18 protein-coding genes and 2 riboswitches are annotated in these 23,301 nt (G+C 66.5%); of the genes, 13 read left to right on the forward strand and 5 right to left on the reverse strand.

The window, feature by feature from the left end; all coding sequences use genetic code 11:
- The first annotated feature begins 58 nt into the window (after nucleotides 1–58).
- The 3 genes from BG023_RS04270 to BG023_RS04280 all read left to right on the forward strand — a co-directional run bounded on the left by BG023_RS04270 (nucleotide 59) and on the right by BG023_RS04280 (nucleotide 2,654).
- A complete protein-coding gene (locus BG023_RS04270; RefSeq protein WP_083234521.1) occupies nucleotides 59–985 on the forward strand; it encodes a tetratricopeptide repeat protein in 927 nt (308 codons plus the stop codon).
- Nucleotides 986–1,079: 94 nt separating this feature from the next.
- Nucleotides 1,080–1,856, forward strand: a complete 777-nt coding sequence (locus BG023_RS04275; protein WP_083234522.1) for an SDR family NAD(P)-dependent oxidoreductase — start codon at nucleotides 1,080–1,082, stop codon at nucleotides 1,854–1,856.
- Nucleotides 1,857–1,865: 9 nt separating this feature from the next.
- Nucleotides 1,866–2,654, forward strand: coding sequence for an SDR family oxidoreductase (locus tag BG023_RS04280; protein WP_069309362.1), 789 nt, complete (start codon nucleotides 1,866–1,868; stop codon nucleotides 2,652–2,654).
- Here BG023_RS04280 and BG023_RS04285 read toward each other — a convergent pair.
- Together BG023_RS04285 and BG023_RS04290 are read right to left on the reverse strand one after the other, a co-directional pair.
- Nucleotides 2,651–4,375 carry an N-acyl-D-amino-acid deacylase family protein gene (locus BG023_RS04285; RefSeq protein ID WP_069309363.1) on the reverse strand — a complete coding sequence of 575 codons (1,725 nt, stop codon included), beginning with the start codon at nucleotides 4,373–4,375 and terminating at the stop codon, nucleotides 2,651–2,653. The genes BG023_RS04280 and BG023_RS04285 overlap by 4 nt on opposite strands.
- Before the next feature lie 2 nt (nucleotides 4,376–4,377).
- Nucleotides 4,378–4,782 (reverse strand): MAPEG family protein, encoded by a 405-nt coding sequence (locus tag BG023_RS04290; RefSeq protein ID WP_069309364.1) that lies wholly within the window; start codon nucleotides 4,780–4,782, stop codon nucleotides 4,378–4,380.
- Between the two features lie 104 nt (nucleotides 4,783–4,886).
- On the opposite strand from BG023_RS04290, the gene BG023_RS04295 reads away from it, so the two are divergent.
- Nucleotides 4,887–5,783 (forward strand): NAD(P)H-binding protein, encoded by an 897-nt coding sequence (locus BG023_RS04295; RefSeq protein WP_069309365.1) that lies wholly within the window; start codon nucleotides 4,887–4,889, stop codon nucleotides 5,781–5,783.
- Nucleotides 5,784–5,801: 18 nt separating this feature from the next.
- Here BG023_RS04295 and BG023_RS04300 read toward each other — a convergent pair whose 3' ends face one another.
- Both BG023_RS04300 and BG023_RS14670 read right to left on the reverse strand, forming a co-directional pair.
- Nucleotides 5,802–7,730 (reverse strand): beta-galactosidase, encoded by a 1,929-nt coding sequence (locus BG023_RS04300; RefSeq protein WP_233993074.1) that lies wholly within the window; start codon nucleotides 7,728–7,730, stop codon nucleotides 5,802–5,804.
- The gene (locus tag BG023_RS14670; RefSeq protein WP_069309367.1) at nucleotides 7,700–9,805 is read right to left on the reverse strand and encodes an alpha-galactosidase; all 2,106 of its coding nucleotides are present in this window, start codon (nucleotides 9,803–9,805) and stop codon (nucleotides 7,700–7,702) included. The genes BG023_RS04300 and BG023_RS14670 overlap by 31 nt, the downstream gene beginning before the upstream one ends.
- A gap of 108 nt (nucleotides 9,806–9,913) precedes the next feature.
- Here BG023_RS14670 and BG023_RS04310 point away from each other — a divergent pair, with 108 nt between their 5' ends.
- The 8 genes from BG023_RS04310 to BG023_RS04345 all read left to right on the forward strand — a co-directional run bounded on the left by BG023_RS04310 (nucleotide 9,914) and on the right by BG023_RS04345 (nucleotide 20,478).
- On the forward strand, nucleotides 9,914–11,392 hold the full coding sequence (locus tag BG023_RS04310) for a sodium:solute symporter family transporter (protein ID WP_069309368.1): 1,479 nt from the start codon (nucleotides 9,914–9,916) through the stop codon (nucleotides 11,390–11,392).
- Nucleotides 11,389–12,423: a UDP-glucose--hexose-1-phosphate uridylyltransferase gene (locus tag BG023_RS04315; protein ID WP_069309369.1), complete on the forward strand. Its 1,035-nt coding sequence runs from the start codon at nucleotides 11,389–11,391 to the stop codon at nucleotides 12,421–12,423. The genes BG023_RS04310 and BG023_RS04315 overlap by 4 nt, the downstream gene beginning before the upstream one ends.
- Entirely contained in the window at nucleotides 12,420–13,586 is a 1,167-nt protein-coding gene (gene galK, locus BG023_RS04320; protein WP_069309370.1) for a galactokinase, read from the forward strand. Before BG023_RS04315 ends, galK begins: the two co-directional genes overlap by 4 nt.
- An 81-nt stretch (nucleotides 13,587–13,667) precedes the next feature.
- Nucleotides 13,668–14,663 (forward strand): ArsR/SmtB family transcription factor, encoded by a 996-nt coding sequence (locus BG023_RS04325; RefSeq protein WP_069309371.1) that lies wholly within the window; start codon nucleotides 13,668–13,670, stop codon nucleotides 14,661–14,663.
- Nucleotides 14,663–15,592 (forward strand): methylenetetrahydrofolate reductase [NAD(P)H], encoded by a 930-nt coding sequence (gene metF / locus BG023_RS04330; RefSeq protein ID WP_069309372.1) that lies wholly within the window; start codon nucleotides 14,663–14,665, stop codon nucleotides 15,590–15,592. The genes BG023_RS04325 and metF overlap by 1 nt, the downstream gene beginning before the upstream one ends.
- Nucleotides 15,589–16,632, forward strand: coding sequence for a homocysteine S-methyltransferase family protein (locus tag BG023_RS04335; RefSeq protein WP_069309373.1), 1,044 nt, complete (start codon nucleotides 15,589–15,591; stop codon nucleotides 16,630–16,632). The genes metF and BG023_RS04335 overlap by 4 nt, the downstream gene beginning before the upstream one ends.
- A 23-nt stretch (nucleotides 16,633–16,655) precedes the next feature.
- Nucleotides 16,656–19,250 (forward strand): methionine synthase, encoded by a 2,595-nt coding sequence (gene metH, locus BG023_RS04340; protein WP_069309374.1) that lies wholly within the window; start codon nucleotides 16,656–16,658, stop codon nucleotides 19,248–19,250.
- Nucleotides 19,251–19,281: 31 nt separating this feature from the next.
- Complete coding sequence (locus tag BG023_RS04345; protein WP_083234751.1) at nucleotides 19,282–20,478, forward strand: serine hydrolase domain-containing protein; 1,197 nt, start codon at nucleotides 19,282–19,284, stop codon at nucleotides 20,476–20,478.
- A 76-nt stretch (nucleotides 20,479–20,554) separates the two neighbouring features.
- On the opposite strand, the gene BG023_RS04350 is transcribed toward BG023_RS04345, so the two are convergent.
- A complete protein-coding gene (locus tag BG023_RS04350; protein ID WP_069309375.1) occupies nucleotides 20,555–21,754 on the reverse strand; it encodes a cation:proton antiporter in 1,200 nt (399 codons plus the stop codon).
- Between the two features lie 140 nt (nucleotides 21,755–21,894).
- Nucleotides 21,895–21,993, forward strand: a riboswitch (glycine riboswitch).
- Nucleotides 21,994–22,103, forward strand: a riboswitch (glycine riboswitch).
- A 58-nt stretch (nucleotides 22,104–22,161) separates the two neighbouring features.
- Between BG023_RS04350 and gcvT the strand changes: the two genes are divergently transcribed.
- On the forward strand, nucleotides 22,162–23,301 hold the full coding sequence (gcvT, locus tag BG023_RS04355; RefSeq protein WP_083234524.1) for a glycine cleavage system aminomethyltransferase GcvT: 1,140 nt from the start codon (nucleotides 22,162–22,164) through the stop codon (nucleotides 23,299–23,301).

Genomic DNA, 23,301 nt, shown 5'->3' on the forward strand with positions numbered 1-23,301 from the left:
ATGGGCCGTTGCACCAGTGCGAATTGCCGCTGCGAAACGGCTCTGCTAACCCGCCGCCATGGAGACGAGGGCAGACAGCGGCGACAGCAAGCCAGGGCGTTCGGTGGCCGGGTTCTATGCCCTCGGCGCGGCCGGATTGCTTCTTGCGGCTGTTGTGGTGAGTAACGCGCTGAGCGACGGGGACAGTGCCGAGCCGCAAGCGACGATAGGCCCGATGGCGAACGGGATCGAGGCCTTGCGGCGCGCTGCAGAAGCCTCTGCCGATGATGCCAGGCCGTGGCAGGAACTGGGCTTTGCCTATTTCGAACGCGGCGAATACGCCGAGGCCGTGCGCGCCTATGAACGCGCCGTCACGATCGACGGCGGCGAAGCGGTGTTGTGGTCGGCGCTGGGCGAGGCCCGGGTGATGGCGAGCGCGCGCGATCCGATGCCGCCCGCTGCGCTCGATGCATTCAATCGCGCCAGTCAGATCGATCCCAAGGACCCGCGTGCGCGCTATTTCCTGAATGTTCAGAAAGATTTGTCGGGCGACCATGCGGGGGCCATCTCCGGATGGCTGGCTCTGCTGGCCGATAGTCCCGAGGGCGCGCCGTGGGAGAGCGATCTGATCCGAACGATCGAGCAGGTCGGCAAGCTCAAGGGCATCGAGGTTCAACCCCGGATCGCCCAGGCGCTTGCTGCACGACCCAAAGCTGCGCCTCCGGCCCCCGCTCCGACACGCGGGCCGAGCGCCCAGGACATTGCGGCTGCAGGTTCCATTCCTCCAAGCGAGCAGCGGGCCATGGCCGAAAGCATGGTGGCCCGGCTTGAGGAACGATTGCGCGCAGATCCGTCCGATCCTGCGGGCTGGCTCATGCTGATCAGGAGCCGGATGACGCTGGGCGAACCCGACCGCGCGCGCGCTGCGCTCGAGCAGGCCGTTCGCGCCAATCCCGCCGATGCCGCAAGGTTGCGCCAGGAAGCCGCGGCGATGGGACTTCGCTGACCGGTGAGGCTGGTGCGCCGCCCTATTTGAAGCGTCAGTGTTGGCTTTTCTGCCGTGCCTTAGGGTGAGGCCAGGCAAGGTCGGCGGAGCGTGAATGATGGGCATACTGGATCGGTTTCGGCTCGACGGCGAGGTCGCGGTGGTGACTGGGGCGGGCAAGGGCATCGGGCGGGCGATTGCGATCGCGCTGGCCGAGGCAGGCGCCGACGTCGCGCTCGCCTCGCGCACGCAGGCCGATCTCGATTCCGTGGCGCGCGAGATCGAGGCGCTGGGGCGCCGCGCCCTGCCGCTCGCCACCGATGCGACCGATGGCGCGGCGCTGGATCACCTGGCAGCAGAAACCGGCCGCCAGCTCGACAAGCTCAGCATCTGGGTCAACAATGCCGGCGGCATCCCCGATGCGACGCCGCGCTATCTGACGCGCACGCCCGAGGACAATTTCGACGCGCAGATCGCGCTCAATCTGAAGGCGGTGTGGCAGGGCGCAACCGTAGCCGCGCGGCACATGGGCGCGGATGGCGGCGCGATCATCAACATCTCCTCGCGCGCGGCCTTCGGCCCGCAGGTCAAGAACGGCCCCTACGGCGCGGCCAAGGCGGCGGTGAACAGTCTGACGAGCACGCTTTCGGTCGAACTCGCACCGAAGATCCGTGTCAACGCCGTCGCGCCCGGCCCGGTGCCGACCGAAAACTTCGACGAGTGCATGGGCACCGACACGCCGGAAAAGCGCGCCAAGCTGCTGGAGATGATCGGCATTCCGATGGGACGCTATGGTGAGCCAGAGGACATCGCTGCGGCGGTGGTGTTCATGGCCTCGCCCGCGTCGAGCTGGGTCACTGGCCAGTGCCTCTATGTGACAGGCGGAAGATAGGAGCGGACGATGGACCTCGGGATTGCGGGCAAGCGGGCGCTGGTCAATGGCGGCAGTGCCGGGATGGGGCGCGGGGCAGCGTTGGCTCTGGCGCGCGAAGGGTGCGAGGTGTTCATTTCCGCGCGCGGGGCCGAGCGGCTGGAAGCGACCTGCAAGGCGATCGCTGCCGAGACAGGTGCAAAAGTGCATGCCCTCGTCGCGGACCATGCCTCGGACGCCGGACGCACGGCGATCCTCGCCGCGATCCCCGATCCCGATATCTTCGTCGCCACTTGCGCCCCGCCGCCCTTCACGGGCGACTTCCGCTCCGTGTCGCGCGAGGAATTCGAGAAATCGGTGGCAACCGCGTTGCTGAGCCCGATCGACTATATCAAGGCCGTGACCGGCCCGATGGTCGCGCGCGGCTGGGGCCGGATCGTCAATATCAGCACCGGCGCGGCCAAGTATCCAGCAGCGATGCGCGTTCTCTCCGGCCCGCCGCGCGCGGCGCTTGCGAACTATTGCCACGCGATCTCGAAGGAGCTCGCCAAGCACAACGTCACCATCAACTCGGTGCTGCCGGGGATGCACCACACGCCGGGGATCGAGGAAGTGCTCGGCCCCCGCGCTGCGGCCAATGGGCGCTCCTATGACGAGGAGGTCGCCGCCTTCGTCAAGGCCGTGCGCCTGCCCGCCGGGCGCTTTGGCGATGCCGAGGATCTGGGCGCGCTGGTGGCGATGTTCTGCTCGGCGCAGGCCAGCTACGTCACCGGGCAATCGCTGGTCGTCGATGGCGGGATCGGCACCTCTACCTTCTAGGCGGCGGCCCGATACCCCGCGCCGCGCACCAGCTTGCCCGGCCGCGCGCCGGTCGACTGGTCGAAGCGGCGGATCACCTCGCCCGCGACGATGGTTGCTTCATAGCCGGTGGCGCGCTGGTGCAGACGGCGGCCACCTGCGGGCAGATCGCGCACCACTTCGGGCAGGTGCAGGGTGAGATTGTCGAGATCGATCACGTTGCAGTCAGCCCGTCCGCCCACCTTCAGCGTGCCGCGATCGGTGAAGCCCACCGCACGCGCCGCCTTGGCCCCGAGCATGTGCACAGCCTCTGGCAGGCCCAGCGAAAGCGGCCCCTGTTTCTCGACGAACTGGGTCAGCAAATAGGTCGAATAACTCGCATCGCAGATCGCCCCGTAATGCGCGCCGCCATCGCCGAGGCCGGGGACGCAATGCGGGTGACGCAGCATCTCGTGCGCCGAGTCCAGCGTGGCGTTCTCGTAATTGCCGAGCGCGGCGAGGAACAACCCGCGGCCCTCGGTCTCCAGCAGCCGGTCGTAAGCGACTTCCTGCGGCGTGCAGCCGCGCGCGTCGGCCTGGCCTGCCATGCTCATGTGTGCGGGCGGAGCGTAATCGGGCGGATTGTCCAAGGGGAACAGCCAGCGCCAGTTGCGCGCCAGCTCGTTGAAGGGGTGACCCGGCGTGAAATCCTCGCTGATCAGCGCGGCGCGCAGGGCAGGATCGCGCATCGCCGCGACCTGTTCGGGGATTGAAAGGTGCGCAATCTTGGCCCAGCTCGGGCACAGCACGAAGGGATGCACCGTCAGCTCCAGCCCCGCGATCAGCCCGATCGGGCGCGGCATCACCTGTGCGTTGGCGACGCCGCCCGAGGCGTTGGTGCGCTCCAGCATCTCCAGCACCCGCCGCCAGCGCGGGGGCGCGTCATTGCCCGAAGCGAGGGTGAAGGTGGCAGGACGACCGCTCGCGGCGATCACCCGTTCGATCACCTGATATTCCTTGTCCCACCCGACAAAGGCATCGAGCACCACCTGGAACGTGCCCGCGCCGGCATCCTTCATGCCGCTGGTGATGGCTTCAAGCTCGGCAATGTCGGTGTCGAAGGTCGGGATCGCCTGCCCGTCGGCGGTCTTGTGGATCGAGAGACGGGAGGTCGCAAAGCCGATTGCCCCTGCGCGCATCGCCTCGGCGGTGAGGCGGCGCATCAGCGCGAGATCGTCCTCGGTGGCGACTTCGCGCGCTGCCCCCCGCTCGCCCATTGCATAGACCCGCAAGGGCGAGTGCGGGAGATAGGTCGCGACATCGATATCGCGCTTTCCGGCCGCGACCGTGTCGAGATATTCGGGGAAGGTTTCCCAGTCCCACGGCAGGCCCTCGGTCATCACCACGCCGGGGATGTCCTCTACGCCCTCCATGACGTTGATCAGCATGTCGTGATCGGACTTGCGGCAGGGGGCAAAGCCGACCCCGCAATTGCCCATCACGGCCGTCGTTACCCCATGCGAGGACGAGGGCGAGAGCTCCTCGGCCCAGATGCACTGGCCATCGTAATGCGTATGCACGTCGATGAAGCCGGGGGTGACAATCCGCCCGCGCGCGTCGATTTCCTCCGCGCCCCTGCCGGAAACCTGACCGATGGCGGCAATCCGTCCGCCCGCAATCGCGACATCGCCGTCAACCAGATCGCCGCCGGTCCCGTCGGCAATCGTGCCGCCGCGGATCACCAGATCATACTCTGCCGCCATCACTATGCTCCCTGAACCAGCTTCACGATCCCGCCGATGAGCGAGCCGAGCACGAAGATATAGATCACCGGCATCGAGAAATAGAGCGGCAGCAGGCGCTTCTCCGCCGCCTTGTGATAGCCGATAGCATAGAGCACCCGCATCGGTGGCCAGATGATGCCGATCGCCGCCGCCCACAGCGGGCTCACCGCGTAGGTGAACAGCCACATGCCGGGCAGGAACAGCACCAGATGTTCAAGCGTGTTGTGATGCGCGCGCACGTGGCGGACATATTCCTCCGGCCCGTCGTGCGAGGGGGCTGGCACCTTGAACTGCACCCGCGCGATGCCGGCCTTCAGCAGCGTGAAGTAATAGGCCAGCAGCGCCAGCGCGCTGACGATCACGACATAGATATACGGGTCCTGCATATGCGGCGCCTCTCCCCAGCGTCTGCGGGAAAGGCTGGCGGTGGGAGGGGCAAGCGGCAACTCGCACTTTTGCGCTCTGGCTGCAGGGCGGTTAGGGTGAGGGCATGAGCCAACCCGCACTTACCCCGCGCCGCATCGCCCTTGCGGGTGCCACCGGCACGATCGGGCAGGCGGTTCTGCGCCAGCTTGAAGCCGAAGGGCACAGTGTGACGTCGGTCCCGCGCAACGCGCTTGCCGATGGCGCGAAGCTGGCAGCGGTCATGGCCGAGGCGCGTCCAGAGGTGGTGATCTCCTGCATTGCTTCGCGCAGCGGCGCGCCGAGGGATGCACAAGCCGTTGATTACGCAGCCAATGCGGCACTGCTTCAGGCGGCGCAGGCGGCAGGGGCGGGGCAGTTCATCCTGCTCTCGGCAATCTGCGTTCAGAAGCCGCTGCTGGCCTTCCAGCACGCCAAGCTGAAGTTCGAGGCGGAGCTGGCAGAGAGCGGGATCGGCTATACCATCATCCGCCCCACCGCCTTCTTCAAGTCCTTGTCCGGACAGGTAAAAAGGGTCGCGGCGGGCAAGCCGTTCCTGATCTTTGGCGACGGCAATCTGACCCGCTGCAAGCCGATCAGCGACGGTGATCTGGCGCGCTTCATCGCGGGGTGCATCGGCAATCCCGATGCCTTGGGCCGCATCCTTCCGATCGGTGGTCCGGGGCCTGCTATCTCCTTGCAAGAACAGGGAGAATTGCTGTTCAGGGTGGCGGACAAGCCGCCGCGCTTCCGGTCGGTTTCACCCCGGATCTTCGACTGGGCGGAGCGCATTCTGGCGCTTGGCGCGCCCTTTTCCGGCTGGTTTGCCGAGAAGGCCGAATATGCCCGCATCGCACGCTATTACGCGACCGAGAGCATGCTGGTGCTCGACCCGGCGACGGGTGAATACTCCGCCGAACTCACCCCGGAATACGGCAGCGAGACGCTGGAATCGCATTATCGGCGGCTGCTGGAGGGGGTCTAGACGGGGTCAAGCAGGGGTCTAAGGGGGGGCTAAGTGCCAGCTGGCGGGGGGCAAGGTGGCCCCTAGATGGGGCACGAAAACCGGTTCGGCACCATAGTTGAACGTAAAGCGCTTGCTCGCGGTGCGCCGCACGCGGATGCCTTCGGGAAGGTCGAGTAGCGGCACATCGGCCTCACTCGCCATGCGCTCGATCAGCAGCCCAAGCAGCGCGCGGTCGGGCCAGATCGCACAATAGCGCACATGCCCATGTAGGAAAGCGACGCCGCGGTCTTCTTTGTCGGTGAGTTCGGGGACGAGGTCGCTCGCCACATCCTCGCGCCAGCGGGTGACGGCAAAGCCGTCCGCCGGTTCGGTCACACCGTCGCGCAGGCTCTCGACCCGGGTGACGGTGACACCGGTCAGATCGCGCAGGGCCCCCGGCGCGAGGCCTTCGGGGATGCAGAAGCTTTGCGTCTTGCTGCCCGAGCGCGGCCCCAAGAGCACCGGGCAATCGAGCGCGGCGAGCTTTGCCGCGAAGCCTTCGGGCACGATGGGGAGCGTCGGCACCACGACCATGCGGTATCCCGACAGGTCAGCCGCAGGCGCCACAATATCGACGTCGAGGCCCTTCTGACGCAGCGCCGAGTAAGCCTCGAACACCAGTTCGAGATAGCGGAAGCTTTGCCCCTGCGGCTGGATACCGATCACCCAAGCCGCCTCATAGGAGAACACCAGCGCGACAGGCGCCTTGGCGGCAACCTGCGGGCCGATCTCCCGAAGCGTCGAAGCCGCCGCGCGCACTTCGTCTGCCGCTTCGGCCTCGCTGCTATCGGGCCGCAGCAATCCAGCGTGCAACTGCTCCTGCGCGAAAGGCGCCTGCCGCCAGCGGAAATAGCTCGTCAGCTCCGCCCCGTGGGCGCAGGCCTCGAGCGTCCACAGCGCCACCATTCCGGGGAGCGGTGCGGGGTTGAAGCGCGCCCAGTTCACCGGTCCGGGCTGCTGCTCCATCACCCCCCAGCGACCATTCGAACAGCCGCGATAAAGGTCGTGGTGGAAGGCCGCGATATCGGGGTGGCCCTGGCGCAGGTAAGCGGCTTTTTCCTCCTTCGAGAACCAGAACTGTTCGAGGAAGCCCAGCGGATAGGAATCCCACGTCGCCACATCGATATCGCGGCCGACATCGTGGTGATCGAATTCGGTGAAGAAGCCCATGAAGTTGTGGGTGATGTCGACGCCGGGCGAGTGGGCGCGGATGATATCGACCTGTTCGCGGTTGAAGCTTGCGACCTGATCGGACGCGAAGCGGCGATAGTCGAGCCAGTGCGCGGGGTTCGCTTCGGTGACCGTGAGGTGCGGCGGATCGACCTCGGCGAAGGAGCGATATTCCATGCTCCAGAACACGTTGCCCCACGCCGCATTGAGCGCCTCCGGGGTGCCGTAGCGCGCCGCCAGCCAGCCCCGGAAGGCGCTCGCCGCCGCAGCCGAGAAGCTCAGCACGGTGTCGTGGCAGCCATATTCGTTATCGGTCTGCCACATGGCGATGGCGGGGTGGCGGCCGTATCGTTCGGCCAGCGCGGTGACGATCCGGCGGCACTCGGCGCGATAATCCTCGTGGCTGAAGCAGTAATGCCGCCGCGAGCCGAAACCGCGCGGGCGGCCCTGTTCGTCGATGGCGACCATGTCGGGCATCCGGTCGACCAGCCACTTGGGCGGGGTGGCCGTCGGCGTGCCGAGGATCACCTTGAGGCCGGCCGCGTGCAGGGTTTCTATGGCGCGGTCGAGCCAGCCCCAGTCGTAGTGGCCGGGCTCGGGCTCGATGCGGCTCCACGCGAATTCGCCGATGCGCACGAGCGAGAGGCCCATCGCGGCCATGCGGCGCGCATCTTCGGCCCACCATTCCTCAGGCCAGTGTTCGGGATAGTAGCAGCAGCCGAGCTTCACGACAGTTTCTCCAGCGCGATCAGCCACGCGGTTTCGGGGTGGGTGAGGGGGAGCGCAAGGCCTTGGCCCATCAACGCCGCGCCCGAAAGCGTCAGCCCTGCGCGCCATGCGTCGGGGTTGGCGAGGTAGTGCCTTGCGCGCGGCGGCCAGGGCTCGGGCAGGGTCACACGGTAGCGGGCGGCGGGGTCGAGGCCCGAGAGACGCACCGGCGCGGCATCGAACACGGGCGAGAAAGCGGTCTGCGCTACCAGCGCCAGCGCCTTGCCCTGATGCACCACCATCATGCCGGTAACGTCGGGATCAGGATGCGCGAGGCGGTGGAGCGCGCCGCTGTGCAGCACCCCGCGCCATTGCTTGTAGAGCGCGATATGCGCGGCGAGGGTCTCGCGCTCCTTTTCGGTCATGCGCGCAGGATCGGCCTCGACCCCCATGTGCCCGAACATCGCCACCTTGGCGCGGAAGTCCATCGCAAGGCGGCGGCCGGTGATCGGATTGGGCGAGGGGCCGACATGGCTGCCGAGCACTTCGAGGGGGAGGAACTGGCTCCACGCGGAGATGATCCGCAGGCGCTCGATCGTATCGTTGTTGTCGCTCGGCCAGACGCGGTGGACGCGGCGGAGCACGCCGAAATCGATCCGCCCCCCGCCGCTCGAACAGCTTTCGATCTCCACTCGGGGGTGCGCGGCGCGCAAGGCATCGAGGAGGGCATAGTACCCCTCGGTCTGGCACGGGGTTGAGGGGAAGAGGTCGCGGTTGTGATCCCACTTGAGGTAAGCGATCGGGTATTCTTGCAGCAGCGCGTCAATCCGGCCGAAGAGGTAGTCGCGCACGTCCTGACAGCTCATGTCGAGCGCCAGCTGGCCGCGCATCGTCGGGCGTTCGCGGCCTTCGACGTGCAGGCACCAATCGGGGTGCGCGCGATATAGGTCGCTGTCGGGCGAGACCATTTCCGGTTCCACCCAAAGGCCGAAATCCATGCCGAGGTCGTGGAGGCGGGCGATCAGCGGGGCGAGGCCGTTCGGAAACACATCAGGCGAGACGAACCAGTCGCCGAGACTCGTCTGGTCGTTGCGCCGCCCACCGAACCAGCCATCGTCGAGCACAAAGCGTTCGATGCCCAGCGACGCGGCATCCTCGGCCAAGGCGATCAGGCCGGGTTCGGAGAGGTTGAAGCCGAGCGCCTCCCATGAATTGAGGTGGACCTTGCGCGGACCCCAGTCCTTGCGGGCAGGCAGCACCTCGGCGCGCAGGTATTCATGGAAACCCTGCGCGAGCGCGCTGCGATCCGGCGCCAGCGCGAACACTGCTTCGGCTTGATCGAGGTCGGTGCCTGACAGCAGGCTGATCCCGTTTCCTGATCCACCACGAGCCATTTGCAGCACGCCGCGCCCATCGCCCTGCCCTTTCGTGTCGCAATCAATGCGCGTGCTGTAATCGCCGCTGCACGCGAGGTGCGCGGCCAATACCTCGCCTGCCTGAGGATCATCGAGTATGAGCCAGTTCCCGCCGCCGAAGCCGGGCTTGCCGATGCCGGATTGCGACGCATAGCCATCGGGCGCCATGGTGCGGCGGGTCTCGCGCATCTCGCCGGCCCAGCGGCCCGAGAATGTCGTAAGGCCGGTGAAGCGCGCCGGGATCGGCAACACGAGTGCGGGCTGATCGTCGAGCGTGAAGTTCCCTTCGCCGTGATTACTGATGTCGCAACTGACCCTGACGACATCGCCTGCACGGATGCGCCACCACCGATCGACATGGATGCCGAGCCTCGCGTCTTGCCAACCAATCCAGAGTTCGCGCGCGCTCGCATCCCACTGGCTCACCCGGAAATCGGTCGCCACTTCGCCTGCCAGCGGGTTGGCATGATCTATAAGCCGGAGCGCAGGCGTTCCGCTCCACCCCGCCTTGCGTTCGGGCAGCAGGCCCGGCCTAGGGGGCACATCGGGTTGGCTTTCATGCCGCCCGCGCGCACTCGCTGCGGCCAGAGCGCCGAGATCCTCGCCTTCCGGCAGGCGCGCGCCGAGGTAGACGCAGTCCGCCGTCCCGCCCTGTTCGAGCGCGAACACCAGCGTCACCGCTGCGCCGTCCAGCCTGACGAATTCCACGCGAACCCCTCTCCCGTCCCCAAGCGCCGGTGATGATCCGGCCTGCGGGCTTGTCCGCCGCCCGCCAATGCGCTGTAACCGCGCAAAACGAGAGGGGAAAGCGCGCAAATGTCCGAAGACCTGACAGGTGGGAGCCTGATCCAGATCGCCGTGGCTCTTGGGGTGACCATCGCCATCGGTCTGGTGACCTGGCTGACCATCCGCCGCGACAAGCACGACGGGTCGGAAAAGGACGTCTATCTGGCGGGCGGCAAGCTCAACTGGCTGTTCGTGGCGGGCGCGATCACGCTCACCAACCTCTCGACCGATCAGCTGGTGGGGATGAACGGCAACCAGATGCTGCTGCTGGCGTGGTGGGAGATCAGCGGCTTCATCGGCCTGCTGATCCTCGCCTTCGTGTTCGTGCCGATCTACTACCGGTCCGGCGTGACGACTGTGACCGAGCTGCTCGAGCAGCGTTACGGCGGCGGGGGCATCCGCACGCTGGTCTCGGCGCTGTTCCTGTTCGGGATGGTGCTGATCTACATTCCTGCCGGGCTCTACTCCGGCGCGCTGTTCCTCAAGACGGCGGGCTTCGATTTGCCGTTGGTGGTCTTGGCGGCGTTTCTCGGAGTGATCGCAGCGGGCTACACCATGGCGGGGGGGCTGCGCGCGGTGGCGGTGATGGAGACTTATGCCGGGATCGGGGTGCTGGCGATTGCGGTGCTGATCGTGATCCTCGCGCTCGGCGCGGTCGACTGGGACATCGCGCGCGGCGTCCCGGCCGAACGGCTGACGATGATCGGCGCGGCAGATTCGCCGATCCCGTTCCACACGCTGTTTACCGGCATGGTGTTCATCCAGATCTATTACTGGTCGACCAACCAGCCGATCACTCAGAAGGCGATGGCCGCGCCCAGCGTGCGCGAGGCGCAGAAGGGCGTGCTGGCGGCGGCAGTGGTTCGCATCCTGATCATCCCCGCGATCGTGGTGATCCCCGGCGTGGTCGCCTACCAGCTGTTCGGCGATATCGACGATGCGGCTTACGGCCGGCTGGTCGGCGCGGTGCTGCCGCCGTGGCTGTCGGGCGTGTTCGCCGCCGCCATCGCAGCTGCCGTGATCGCCCACACGGCCGCAGTGATGAACGCCGCAGTCGGGCTTTATGCGGTCGATTTCCACGCCAAGTTCATCGCCCCGGTTGCCAACCACTGGCGGCTGTCGAGCATCGCCACCGCGCTGCTGACCGTTATCGCCATCGCGCTGGTGCCGATGTTCGCGAGCGCCAAGAGCATCATCAACCTGCTCCAGCAATTGAACGGGCTATCCTCGATGCCGATCCTGTCGGCCTTTATCGTCGGGCTGCTGTTCACCGGCGTCGAGAGCCGCGCGGCGATTGTCGGGGTGGTGTGGGGATTTGCGATCTACGCCGCCTATACCTTCCTGTGGCAGCCTGGCGGCGTGATTGGCCTGCACTATATCGACTTCATGGTGGTTACGCTGGTGACGAGCGTGATCGCGGCGCTCGCGTTCAACCGGCTGGTGCTGGGCGGGCGGGCGCAATTTGCGCCGCGCAAGGTGTTCGCCGCGCTTGAGGGTGGTTCGCGGTGAGCGACGCGCTGGCCCGCCCTCACCGGCGCTACAACCCGCTCAGCGGCGGCTGGGTGCAGGTCTCGCCGCAGCGCATGGGGCGCCCGTGGCAGGGCGAGGTCAGCCCCCCCGATCCGCCACCCCCGGCCTATGATCCGGCGTGCTACCTGTGCCCCGGCAATGCCCGCGTGGGCGGCGAGGTGAACCCGGCTTATACCGGCGTCCACGTGTTCGATAACGACTTCCCTGCGCTGGCCGATGATGCGGGCGAGGCGGCAGCGGCGGATCCCTTGCTCCGCGCCGAGCCTTCGGCGGGCGTGTGCCGGGTGATCTGCTTCTCGCCCGATCATGGCAAGTCCCTGCCGCAGCTTGACCTCGCGCAGCTGCGCGGCGTGGTCGATTGCTGGGCGGAGCAGACTGCCGACCTCGGTGCGCGCTTTGCCCATGTGCAGGTGTTCGAGAACAAGGGCGCGATGATGGGATGTTCGAACCCGCATCCGCACGGGCAGGTGTGGGCGAGCGCGCATGTCCCGCAGGAAGTCGCCGCAGAGGACGAGCGCCAGCGTGCCTATATTGCGGAGCATGGCCGCCCGCTCCTGCTCGACGTGGCCGAGCGCGAGGCGGCCGAAGGCGTTCGGGTGGTCGAGGCCAATGACGACTGGCTCGCCATCGTCCCCTTCTGGGCGGCCTGGCCGTTCGAAACGCTGGTGATGCCGCGCTTTGCCGTCCAGCGCCTGCCGCAGCTGACCGGCGGGCAGCGGGAAAGCCTCGCGCAAATCCTCAAGACGCTCACCACCCGCTACGACAATCTCTTCGAAACCAGCTTTCCCTATTCGATGGGCTGGCATCAGGCGCCTTTCGGCATGCCCGATATCGACCCCTGGCAGCTCCACGCCCATTTCTACCCGCCGTTGCTGCGCTCGGCGAGCGTTCGCAAATTCATGGTCGGCTACGAGATGCTGGCCGAGCCGCAGCGCGATCTGACCCCCGAACGCGCCGCCGAAATGCTGCGTGCGGTTGATGCGACGACCCACTTCCGGAGCCGTGCATGAGCCGCCGTGACGATCTGATCGCCCGCGTGATCGCGGGATACCGCCAAGCCTATGGCGAAGACCCGGCGCAGCTCTATGCCGCGCCCGGACGGGTCAACCTGATCGGCGAGCATGTCGATTACAACGACGGGCTGGTGCTGCCCTGCGCGATCGACCGTGAAACCATCGTCGCGCTGGGCGATGGGCCTGAGGCGCGGGTCGAAGTCACGGCGCTCGATATGGGAGATGGCGCGCGCGACAGCTTCGCGCTCGATGCGCCGATTGCGCGCGGGGGCGAGGAATGGGCGAACCATGTGCGCGGCGTGGCGCATTTCCTTCAGGAGCGTGGCTACCCCCTGCGCGGCGCGCGGATGGCGGCCGCGGGCGATGTGCCGATCGGGGCGGGCCTTTCCTCGTCAGCCTCGTTCGGGGTGGCGGCGGCGCTTTCGCTGTCGCACCACGCGGGCCATGCCGTGCCCGCATCGCAGCTCGCGCTGATCGCGCAGGCAGCGGAGAACCACTTTGCCGGCTGTGCCTGCGGGATCATGGACCAGATGGCCTCGGCCGCGAGCGCAGCGGGGTCGGCGCTGCTGCTCGATTGCCGCACGCTCGAAACCCGCAGCGTGCCGGTGCATCCGGGCCTCGCCATCACGGTGATCGATTCTGGTATCCGCCGCAGCCTCGTGACCAGCGCCTTCAACCAGCGCCGCGCCGAATGCGAGGCGGCGGCGCGGCATTACGGGGTGGCGAGCCTGCGTGATCTGACAGTGGATGCTTTGAATGCCGGGCGCGGCGATCTGGATGATGTGCTGTTCGCGCGGGCGCGGCACGTGGTCGCCGAAATCGCGCGAGTCGCGCCAATGGCCGATGCGCTGGCTGCGGGCGATACTGCTGCGCTTGCGGGTGTGCTCACCGAAGGGCACCGCTCGCTGGCGGAGGATTTCGCGGTTTCGCTCCCCGCGCTCGACCGCATTGCCGCACTGGTCGGCACTGCGCTCGGCGCATCGGGCGGGGTGCGGCTCACCGGCGCCGGGTTTGGCGGCTGCCTTGTCGCGGTGAGCGATGCCGATGCCGGCGACGCGATTGCCGATGCCGTGGCGCGCTACAACGCCGAAGCCGCAACGCCCGCGCGGACCTACCGCTTCAGCCCCGGCAGCGGTGCGGCACCGATTGCCTTTGGCTAGGTGGGCACTAGGCTGATTTTCGCGCGCTGATGCAAGCGGGCGATTTACACATATAAAAATATCTTTATATGATGCCTCGCAATGGTGATCGAGGACATCTTCAAGGCGCTGGGCGATCCGACCCGGCTGCGTATCGCCCGGCTGCTCTCCGCGATGGAGCTGGCGGTGGGGGAACTGGCGCAGGTGCTCGGGCAGAGCCAGCCGCGCGTGTCGCGCCATGTTGGCATCCTGTGCGATGCGGGGCTGGCCGAACGCCGCCGCGAAGGCAGCTGGGTGTTCCTGCGCCAGACCGAGGCCGATGGCGACACCAGCCCGATCATCGCCGCGACCCAGCACCTCCTCGCCGTGGCCGAACAGACCGAACCCGGCTTTGCCGCGCTGGTCGAGGCTGATCGGCGCAAACTCGCCGCGATCCGTGAAGCGCGCGAGGCAGCGGCCGGACACTATTTCGCCCGCCACGCTGGCGAATGGGACGAACTGCGCGCGCTGCACAGCCCCGATGCCGAGGTGGAGCACGCGCTCGCCAAGGCGCTGGCCGATGCGCCGCTGGGCGCGGTGCTCGATATCGGCACCGGCACGGGCCGCATGGCCGAACTCTTCGCCGAGGGTGCCGAACGGGTCGTGGCACTCGACAAGAACCTCGAAATGCTGCGTGTCGCCCGCGCCAAGCTCCAGCACTTGCCCGCCGCGCGGATCGAGCTGGTGCAGGGCGATTTCGCCGAGCTGCCATTCGCCGATGCGAGCTTCGATACGGTGCTGCTGCATCAGGTGCTGCACTTTGCCACCGATCCGGCCCCCGCGCTGGCCGAGGCGGCGCGCGTGACCCGAACGGGTGGAGGCATCGCGATCGTCGATTTCGCCAGCCATGACCGCGAAGAGCTGCGCACCCGCCACCAGCACGCGCGGCTCGGCTTTTCCGATCGCCAGATGGCCGATCTGCTGCGCGCGGCAGGCTTTGCGGCCACCGCCCCGATCGCGCTCGATGGCGGGGCGTTGGTGGTCAAGATCTGGCTCGGCAAGCGCCGCGCCGCGCCCGCTGCCGCCTCAACCCCCGCGCCTGCCACGGAAACCGCGTAATGACCCCGACGCTGAGCCAGCTCCACGAATACCGCACCGCCACCGACGCGCCGTTGTTCTCCGGCCTGCCGGGCGATGTCGCGGTGAGCTTCGAATTCTTCCCGCCCAAGAGCGAGAAGATGGAAGCCCAGCTGTGGGATGCCGTCACCCAGTTGAAGCCGCTGGGGCCGAGCTTTGTTTCGGTCACCTACGGCGCGGGCGGTTCGACCCGCGAGCGCACCCATGCCACGGTCGCGCGGATCATCGCCGAAGCCAAGCTGCCTGCCGCCGCGCACCTCACCTGCGTCGCGGCGTCGAAGGCGGAAATCCGCGAGGTCGCCGAACATTACTGGGAAGCGGGCGTGCGCCACATCGTCGCGCTCCGCGGCGACGCTGGCGAGCCGGGCGCGCCCTTCACTCCGCACCCCGAAGGCTATGCCAGCGCTGCCGAGCTGGTCGCGGGCCTGAAGGCGATCGCGCCGTTCGAGATTTCGGTCGCCGCCTATCCCGAAACCCACCCCGATGCAGCCAATCGTCAGGCCGATATCGATAACCTCAAGCGCAAGCTCGACGCGGGCGCGAGCCGTGCGATCAGCCAGTTCTTCTTCTCGGCCGACACCTTCTTCCGCTTTCGCGACGAATGCGCGGCGGCCGGAATCGACGCGCCGATCCTCCCCGGCATCCTGCCCGTGACCAACGTCGCGCAGGCGCGCAAGTTCGCCTCGGCCTGCGGAGCGGCGATCCCGGCGTGGATGGACGGGCTGTTCGAAGGGCTCGACGCCATGCCCGCGGCGCGCCAGCTGGTCGCTGCAACAGTCGCTGCCGAGCTGTGCCGCCGCCTCTACGCAGGCGGGGTGCGCGATTTCCACTTCTACACCCTCAATCGCCCCGAGCTCGCCTATGCGATCTGCCACCTGCTCGGGAAGCGACCCTCGGGAGAAGCCGCATGAGCGCGCGTGACCAGCTGCTCGCCGCCGCGCGCCAACGCGTGCTGATCTTCGACGGCGCGTTTGGGACGCAGATCCAGAACCGCAAGCTGACCGAGGCCGATTACGCCGGCGATCTTGGTCTGCCCGCCGACCAGAAGGGCAACAATGATATCCTCGCGCTGACCCGCCCCGATGTGATCGCGGACATTACCCGCGCCTACCTCGACGCGGGATCGGATGTGGTTTCGACCAACACCTTCTCTGCCAACCGCATCAGCCAGGCGGACTACAAGGCGGAAAGTCTGGTCGCCGACATCAACATCGCGAGCGGCAAGATCGCCCGCGCTCTGGCCGACGAATACGCTGCCAAGGATGGCCGCTCGCGCTTTGTCGCGGGAGCAATCGGGCCGACCAACAAGACGCTGTCGCTCAGCCCCGATGTCGAGGATCCGGGTTTCCGTGAGATCGACTTCGACGAACTCGTCGCGGTCTACAAGGAACAGGCCGCCGCGCTGGTTGAAGGCGGGGTCGACTTCATCCTGATCGAAACCGTGTTCGATACCCTCAACGCCAAGGCCGGGATCATGGCGGTCAAGCAGCTCGAGCGCGGGAGCGGGCGCGACATCCCGCTGATGATCTCGATGACGCTGACCGACCTGTCGGGCCGCAACCTGTCGGGCCACACGGTCGAGGCGTTCTGGTATGCGGTGCGCCACGCCAAGCCGCTGACGATCGGCCTTAATTGCAGCTTCGGTGCGGAGCAGCTGCGCCCGCATGTGAAGGTGCTCTCGCAGATCGCGGACACGCTGCTGCTGATCTACCCCAATGCGGGCCTGCCCAACGAACTTGGCGCCTATGACGAGGCGCCGGAGACCACCGCCGGACTGGTCGCCGACTGGGCCGATCACGGGCAGGTCAACATCCTCGGCGGGTGCTGCGGTTCGACACCAGCGCATATCGCCGCGATCGCCAAGGCCGTGGCGCAATCGAAACCGCGCGCCGTGCCCTCGCCCGAACCGGCCATGCGGCTGGCGGGGCTTGAGGCGTTTGTGGCGGCCTGAACCGATCCAAGAGATTTGAAATCGTGACCCAATCCTCCTCCCGCTTCATCAATATCGGCGAGCGCACCAACGTCACCGGATCGGCGGCGTTCAAGAAGCTCATCATGGCCGGCGATTACCCCGCAGCGGTTGAAGTGGCGCGCCAGCAGGTCGAAAACGGCGCGCAGGTGATCGACGTCAACATGGACGAAGGGCTGCTCGACGCGGTCCACGCCATGACGACGTTCCTCAAGCTGATTGCCGCCGAGCCGGACATTGCCCGCGTGCCGGTGATGATCGATTCATCGAAGTTCGAGGTGATCGAGGCGGGACTGAAGTGCGTCAGCGGCAAGCCGATCGTCAATTCGATCAGCATGAAGGAAGGCGAAGTGGCCTTCCTCGAACATGCGCGCAAATGCATGGATTACGGCGCGGCGGTGGTCGTGATGGCCTTCGACGAGAAGGGCCAAGCGGATACCAAGGCGCGCAAGGTCGAAATCTGCAAGCGCGCCTATGACCTGCTGGTCGCCGAAGGCTTCCCGCCTGAAGACATCATCTTCGATCCCAACATCTTCGCGGTGGCGACCGGGATCGAGGAGCACAACAACTACGGCGTCGACTTCATCGAGGCGGTGCGCGAATTGCGCGAGCTGTGCCCCCACGCGCATTACTCGGGCGGGCTTTCGAACCTCAGCTTCAGCTTCCGCGGCAACGAGCCGGTGCGCCGCGCGATGCACTCGGTGTTTCTCTACCATGCAATCCCCGCCGGGCTCGACATGGCGATCGTCAACGCAGGCCAGCTTGACGTCTACGACCAGATCGACCCCGCGCTGCGCGAAGCTTGCGAGGACGTGATCCTCAACCGTGATCCCGACGCGACTGAGCGGCTGATCACCCTCGCCGAAAGCTTCAAGGGCAAGTCAGTCGCGGACGAGAAGGCCGCCGAGGAATGGCGCGGCTGGCCGGTGACCAAGCGGCTCGAACACGCGCTGGTCAAGGGCATCGACGCCTATATCGTCGAGGATACCGAGGAAGCGCGCCAGCAGGCCAACCGCCCGATCGAAGTGATCGAAGGCCCGCTGATGGACGGCATGAACGTGGTCGGCGATCTGTTCGGCAGCGGCAAGATGTTCCTGCCGCAGGTGGTGAAATCCGCCCGCGTGATGAAGAAGGCGGTCGCGCACCTCATCCCCTTCATCGAGGCGGAAAAGGAAGCGAGCGGGCTGGCCGATCAGTCCAAGGGCAGGATCATCATGGCGACGGTGAAGGGCGATGTGCATGACATCGGCAAGAACATCGTCGGCGTAGTGCTCCAGTGCAACGGCTATGACGTGATCGACCTTGGCGTGATGGTGCCGTGGCCGACCATCCTCGCCGCGGCGAACGACAACAAGGCCGACATGATCGGCCTTTCGGGCCTCATCACCCCCTCGCTGGACGAGATGGTGACCGTGGCCGAGGAAATGCAGCGCGCCGGCATGACGATGCCGCTGCTGATCGGCGGGGCGACCACCAGCAAGGTGCACACCGCGCTCAAGATCGATCCCGCCTATGATGGCCCGGTGATCCACGTGCTCGATGCGAGCCGCGCGGTCGGGGTGGCCTCGAAGCTGCTGTCCGACACCCAGCGCGATGATTACGTCGCCGAGGTTGCGGGCGAATATGTCCATGTGCGCGATGCCCGCGCGGGCAAGGGACAAAGCGAGCTGCTCAGCCTAGCCGATGCGCGCGCCAATGCCTTCGTGATCGACCTTGCGGACAAGCCTGATGCTCCCGCGCAGCCCGGCCTCCACGTGTTCGACGACTGGAGCCTCGCGCACCTGCGCGACTTCATCGACTGGACGCCGTTCTTCCGCGCCTGGGAACTGCACGGCAATTACCCCGCGATCCTGACCGATCCGGTGGTGGGAGAAACCGCGACCCAGCTGTTCGCCGATGCCAACGCGATGCTCGACCAGCTGATCGCCGACAAGTGGCTGACCGCGCGCGGCGTAGCAGGCCTGTGGCCTTGCGGGCGGGACGGCGATGATGTGGTGCTCGATAACGGCACGCGCCTGCCCATGCTGCGCCAGCAGGTGAAGAAGAGCCGCGACCGCGCGAATATGTGCCTTGCCGACTTCATCGACCCGGCGGGCGACTGGATCGGCGGCTTTGCAGTCGGCATCCACGGGATCGAGCCGCATTCGGCGCGCTTCCTTGCGGACAAGGACGATTATTCGGACATCCTGCTGAAGGCGCTCGCCGACCGCTTTGCCGAGGCTTTTGCCGAAGCGCTGCACCAGCACGTGCGGACAACCTTGTGGGGCTATGCCCCCGATGAACAGCTGACCAACGAGGCGCTGATCAAGGAGCAGTATCGCGGCATCCGCCCCGCGCCGGGCTATCCCGCCTGCCCCGATCACAGCCTCAAGCCGATCCTGTTCGATCTGCTCGATGCGCCCGCCAACGCCGGCCTGACGCTGACCGAAAGCTTCGCCATGTGGCCGACCGCGGCGGTGAGCGGGTTCTATTTCGGGCACGGCCAGGCCGAATATTTCGGCGTTGCCCGCGTGGGCCGCGATCAGGTGGAGGATTACGCCGCACGGCGCGGGGTCGATCTGGCGACGGCGGAACGCTGGCTGCGGCCGAATCTCGATTGACGCGCGCGCGCGGGAAGCGATGATGCGCGGCATGATCCGCCGCCTCATCGCCGCTCTGGTGTTCATCGCCGTTCCCGCCGCCGCGCAGGACGCAGCCCCGCCGCCCGCCAGCGTTGTTGTCGCCTTTGATCGCGAAAGCATCCGCCCGCTGATCGTCGAAGGGCTGGCGAACAAGGAGACCGGACGCAAGGTCGAGGCCAATGATCCGGTGCGGATCGCGAGCATCTCCAAGCTGATCATGGCGCTCACCGTCATGCGGCTCAAGGACGAGGGGAAGCTCAGCCTTGATATGGATGTCTCCGAATTTCTCGGCTGGAGGCTGCGTTCGCCTTACCACCCGGACGCACCGGTGACGCTTGCGCATCTGATGTCGCACCGTGCGGGGCTGTCCGACAAGGCTGGCTACATCATCCCCTTGGGTGAGAGCTTGCAGGCGAAGTTCGCCGACCCTGCCGCGTGGCGGGACACCGGCCCTCCCGGAGAAGCGGTGTTCGAATATGCCAACCTCGGTTCTCCGCTGGTGGCGACAGTACTGGAGGCGGCGAGCGGCGAACGTTACGACCGTCTGGTCGAGCGGCTCGTGTTTGCGCCCTTGGGTGTGAAGGCCTGCTTCAACTGGATTGGCTGCGATGCCAATATGCAAGATCGGGCAGTGACGCTTTACCGCGACACTGGCGAGGTGGCGAAGGATGGCCCCGCAGACCTGCCGCCCAATTGCACGATACCCCTGGCAGCGGGACGGGCTTGCGATCTCGATGCTTACGTTCCGGGAACCAATGCTTCGATCTTCTCACCCCAGGGCGGGGTGCGGATCGGAATGATGGACCTTGCCAAGATCGGGCAGGCGCTAATCGACCTCGAGCGAGGCGGGCGAGACTTCTTCCTGCTGCCCGCCACGGGCCTTAGAGCCATGTATGAACTCGCCGATGGCCGGACGCAGGAGACCGTGTTTTTCTGCTCATATGGTCATCATCTTCAGATCATCGAGGTGCCCGAACGCCCATGTTCGGATGATCGTTTGATTGGCGACGGCCGCCCCCGCATCGGCCATTCTGGCGAGGCCTATGGTCTGCAATCGGGACTATGGGTTGATCCGAAGGGCGATGCCGGATTCGTCTACTTCACTACCGAAGTCCCACCCCCGCCGGGCGGCGAGGATACTGGCGGGTTCACGCTGCGCGAGAAGGCGCTGATGGCGCGGGCGCTGGGGATGGTGGGGAACAAATAGAACCGTTCGCCTCGAGCGTAGTCGAGATGCCCTTCGCCGAGTGTCTCGACTTCGCTCGACACGAACGGAGGTGGCTCTAAGCCTCCGCCTTCACCCGATCGCCCAGCTTCTTGATCAGCGGCGAGGCGAAGGGCTTGGTCAGCATCGTGCTGCCCACCGCCATCAACAGCAGCGCGGTGAAGGTCGTGGGGGTGATCACCTGCTTGTCGAGCAGGATGTTGGCAAAGATGATCATGATCAGCGCCTTGGTCTGGAGCAACCAGCCGATCAGGCTCGCCTCGGTGCGGCTCCAGCCGAGCAGCCGTCCGGCGATGTGAACGCCGATCAGCTTGCCGCCGACCGCCGCCACCAGTAGCAGCGCGGCCACGCCGAACACGACCAGCCCGCCGCCTTCCCACTGGGTCCGTAGCCCGGTCGACAGGAAGAACACCGGCATGATCGTCAGCAGCACGATATTGCGGAAACGGTCCATTGCCTCGTGTCCGAACCACTTCATGTCGAGCACCACGCCCGCAAGGAACGCGCCGACCATGAAGTGCAGGCCCGACCAGTCACCCGCAAAGCCGCAGACAGCGAGCCAGATCAGGCCCACCGCCCAGCGGTCCGCTTCCTCGATCCGCTGCATCAGCCGCCGGACCAGGAATGCCGCGATTGCGAAGCCGACGATGAACACGCCCTGCCGGAGCAGCCGGTCGAAATCGAGCAGGATCAGGGCGAGCACGCCCCAGATCGCGATATCATCGAGGCTGGCATAGCGCAGGATGCGCTGGCCGAGCTGTTCGCGCAGGATGCCGAGTTTCTCCATCAGCAGCACGAGGATGGGGAGCGCGGTCACTGCGCAGGCCATGCCGATGCCGAGCAGCGCCTGCCAGTATTGCCCGTTCGGCCCGCGCCAGCCGGGGAATTGCAGGATGAAGGCCGCCGCGATGCTGCCCGCGACCAGCGGCACGCCGAGCGCAAGCCCTGCGGTGACGCCGGTTTCGCCGCGGTGCTTCCACGCCTGGGAGAGATCAAGCTCGATCCCGGCGACAAACACGAACAGCATCACCGCCCACCATGCCACGCCGTTGAGCGCGATGATCACATCGGGCTGGAACACGAAGGCGTAGTAGTCCGGGAACACCGCGCCGAGCACGCCGGGGCCGAGCAATATCCCGCCGACGATCTGGACGACAACCAGCGGCGCCCAGTAATCGGTTTTGAACACGCGCCACACCAGCCACGGCACGGCGAAGATGATCGTCAGCGCGATCAGATAGATTTCGGTAAGGTTCATCCCGCTGCCGTGTCTATTCAGCCGCGCCCGTCCACGCAAATGCGTTTTCCACACGGGAATCCGGCGTCCGCCCGATTGACGCGATGCAGCAAATCAAGCAGGGCGAGGGGGTCTTCCGCAGCAGGAGCGATTCTGTTGCGGGCAGGCGAGCGGGAGAGCCCGATGCCCACGATGTGAGCAAAGGCGCCGAAGGAGCAACCGCCCCGGAAACTCTCAGGCCACCGGACCGCTCGGCTGCGTGACACTCTGGAAAGCGTCTCGGACGAATGTCCGCGGCCACCGAAGGGGAGGCGGTTTGCCGTTTGGCAGTCCCGCCGAAGCTCTCAGGTCACCCGACAGAGGGGGCAGTTATGGGGAGTGCCTGATGGGCGCTGCCGGACTGCCGTATTCTGCCGGGGAAAGCCCAAGTGAGCGACCACGAAACCGAAGACCATCTCGAAGACATCCCGCTCGAGGCGCTGCCGCTCGATGCGTGGCACCGTGCGCGCGGTGCGCGGATGGTGCCCTTCGCGGGCTACGAGATGCCGATCCAGTATGAGGGTATCGTCGTCGAGCACAACTGGACCCGCGAGAGCGCGGGGCTGTTCGATGTGTCGCACATGGGGCAGTTGGTGCTGTCCGGCCCCGATCTGGATGCGGCGGTCGAGGCCGTGCTGCCGATTGACCTCAGCACGCTGAAGCTCGGCCAGCAGCGCTATTCGCTGCTGCTCGATGAAGAAGGCGGGGTGCTCGATGACCTGATGGTCTCGCGCTGGCCCGAGGCGCTCTATCTCGTCGTCAACGGTGCGACCAAGTGGGACGACATGGGCACCCTGCGCGAGGCGCTGCCCGACGATATCACCATGAACTACCTCGACGAGCACGCGCTGCTGGCGCTGCAAGGCCCCAAGGCTGCTGATGCGCTCGCCCGCCATGCCAAGGGCGAATATCCGCTTTCGGCGCTCACCTTCATGAAGTTCGGCCGCTTCACGATCGCGGGCTACGACGTGACCATCGCGCGGGCGGGCTACACCGGCGAGGACGGGTTCGAAATCTCGCTCCCCGCAGAAGCCGCTGCTGAAATCGCGGACCTCCTCTGCGGCGAGCCCGAAGTGAAGCCCATCGGCCTTGGCGCGCGGGATTCGCTGCGGCTCGAGGCGGGGCTGCCGCTCTACGGCCATGACCTCTCGCCCGAGACCAGCCCCATCGAAGCGGGGCTGCTGTTCGGCATCAACAAGCGTCGCCGCTCGGAAGGGGGCTTCCCCGGTGCTGACCGCATCATTCGCGAGATCAATGAAGGCACATCCGCCAAGTGGGTCGGCATGAAGATCGAGGGGCGCCTGCCCGCACGCGAAGGCGCGGAAGTGTTCAGCGGCACCGAGAAAGTCGGCACCGTCACCAGCGGCGGTTTCTCGCCCACGCTCCAGGCGCCGATCGCGATGGCCTATGTCGCCAGCGAACACGCTGCCATCGGCACCGCACTCGAGGTGGAAGTGCGGGGCAAGCGCCTCGCCGCCACCGTCTCGCCCACACCTTTTGTCCCGCACCGCTACTACAGGGGGAACTGA

It is taken from the genome of Porphyrobacter sp. LM 6, assembly GCF_001720465.1.
In the GTDB taxonomy this organism is placed as follows: domain Bacteria; phylum Pseudomonadota; class Alphaproteobacteria; order Sphingomonadales; family Sphingomonadaceae; genus Erythrobacter.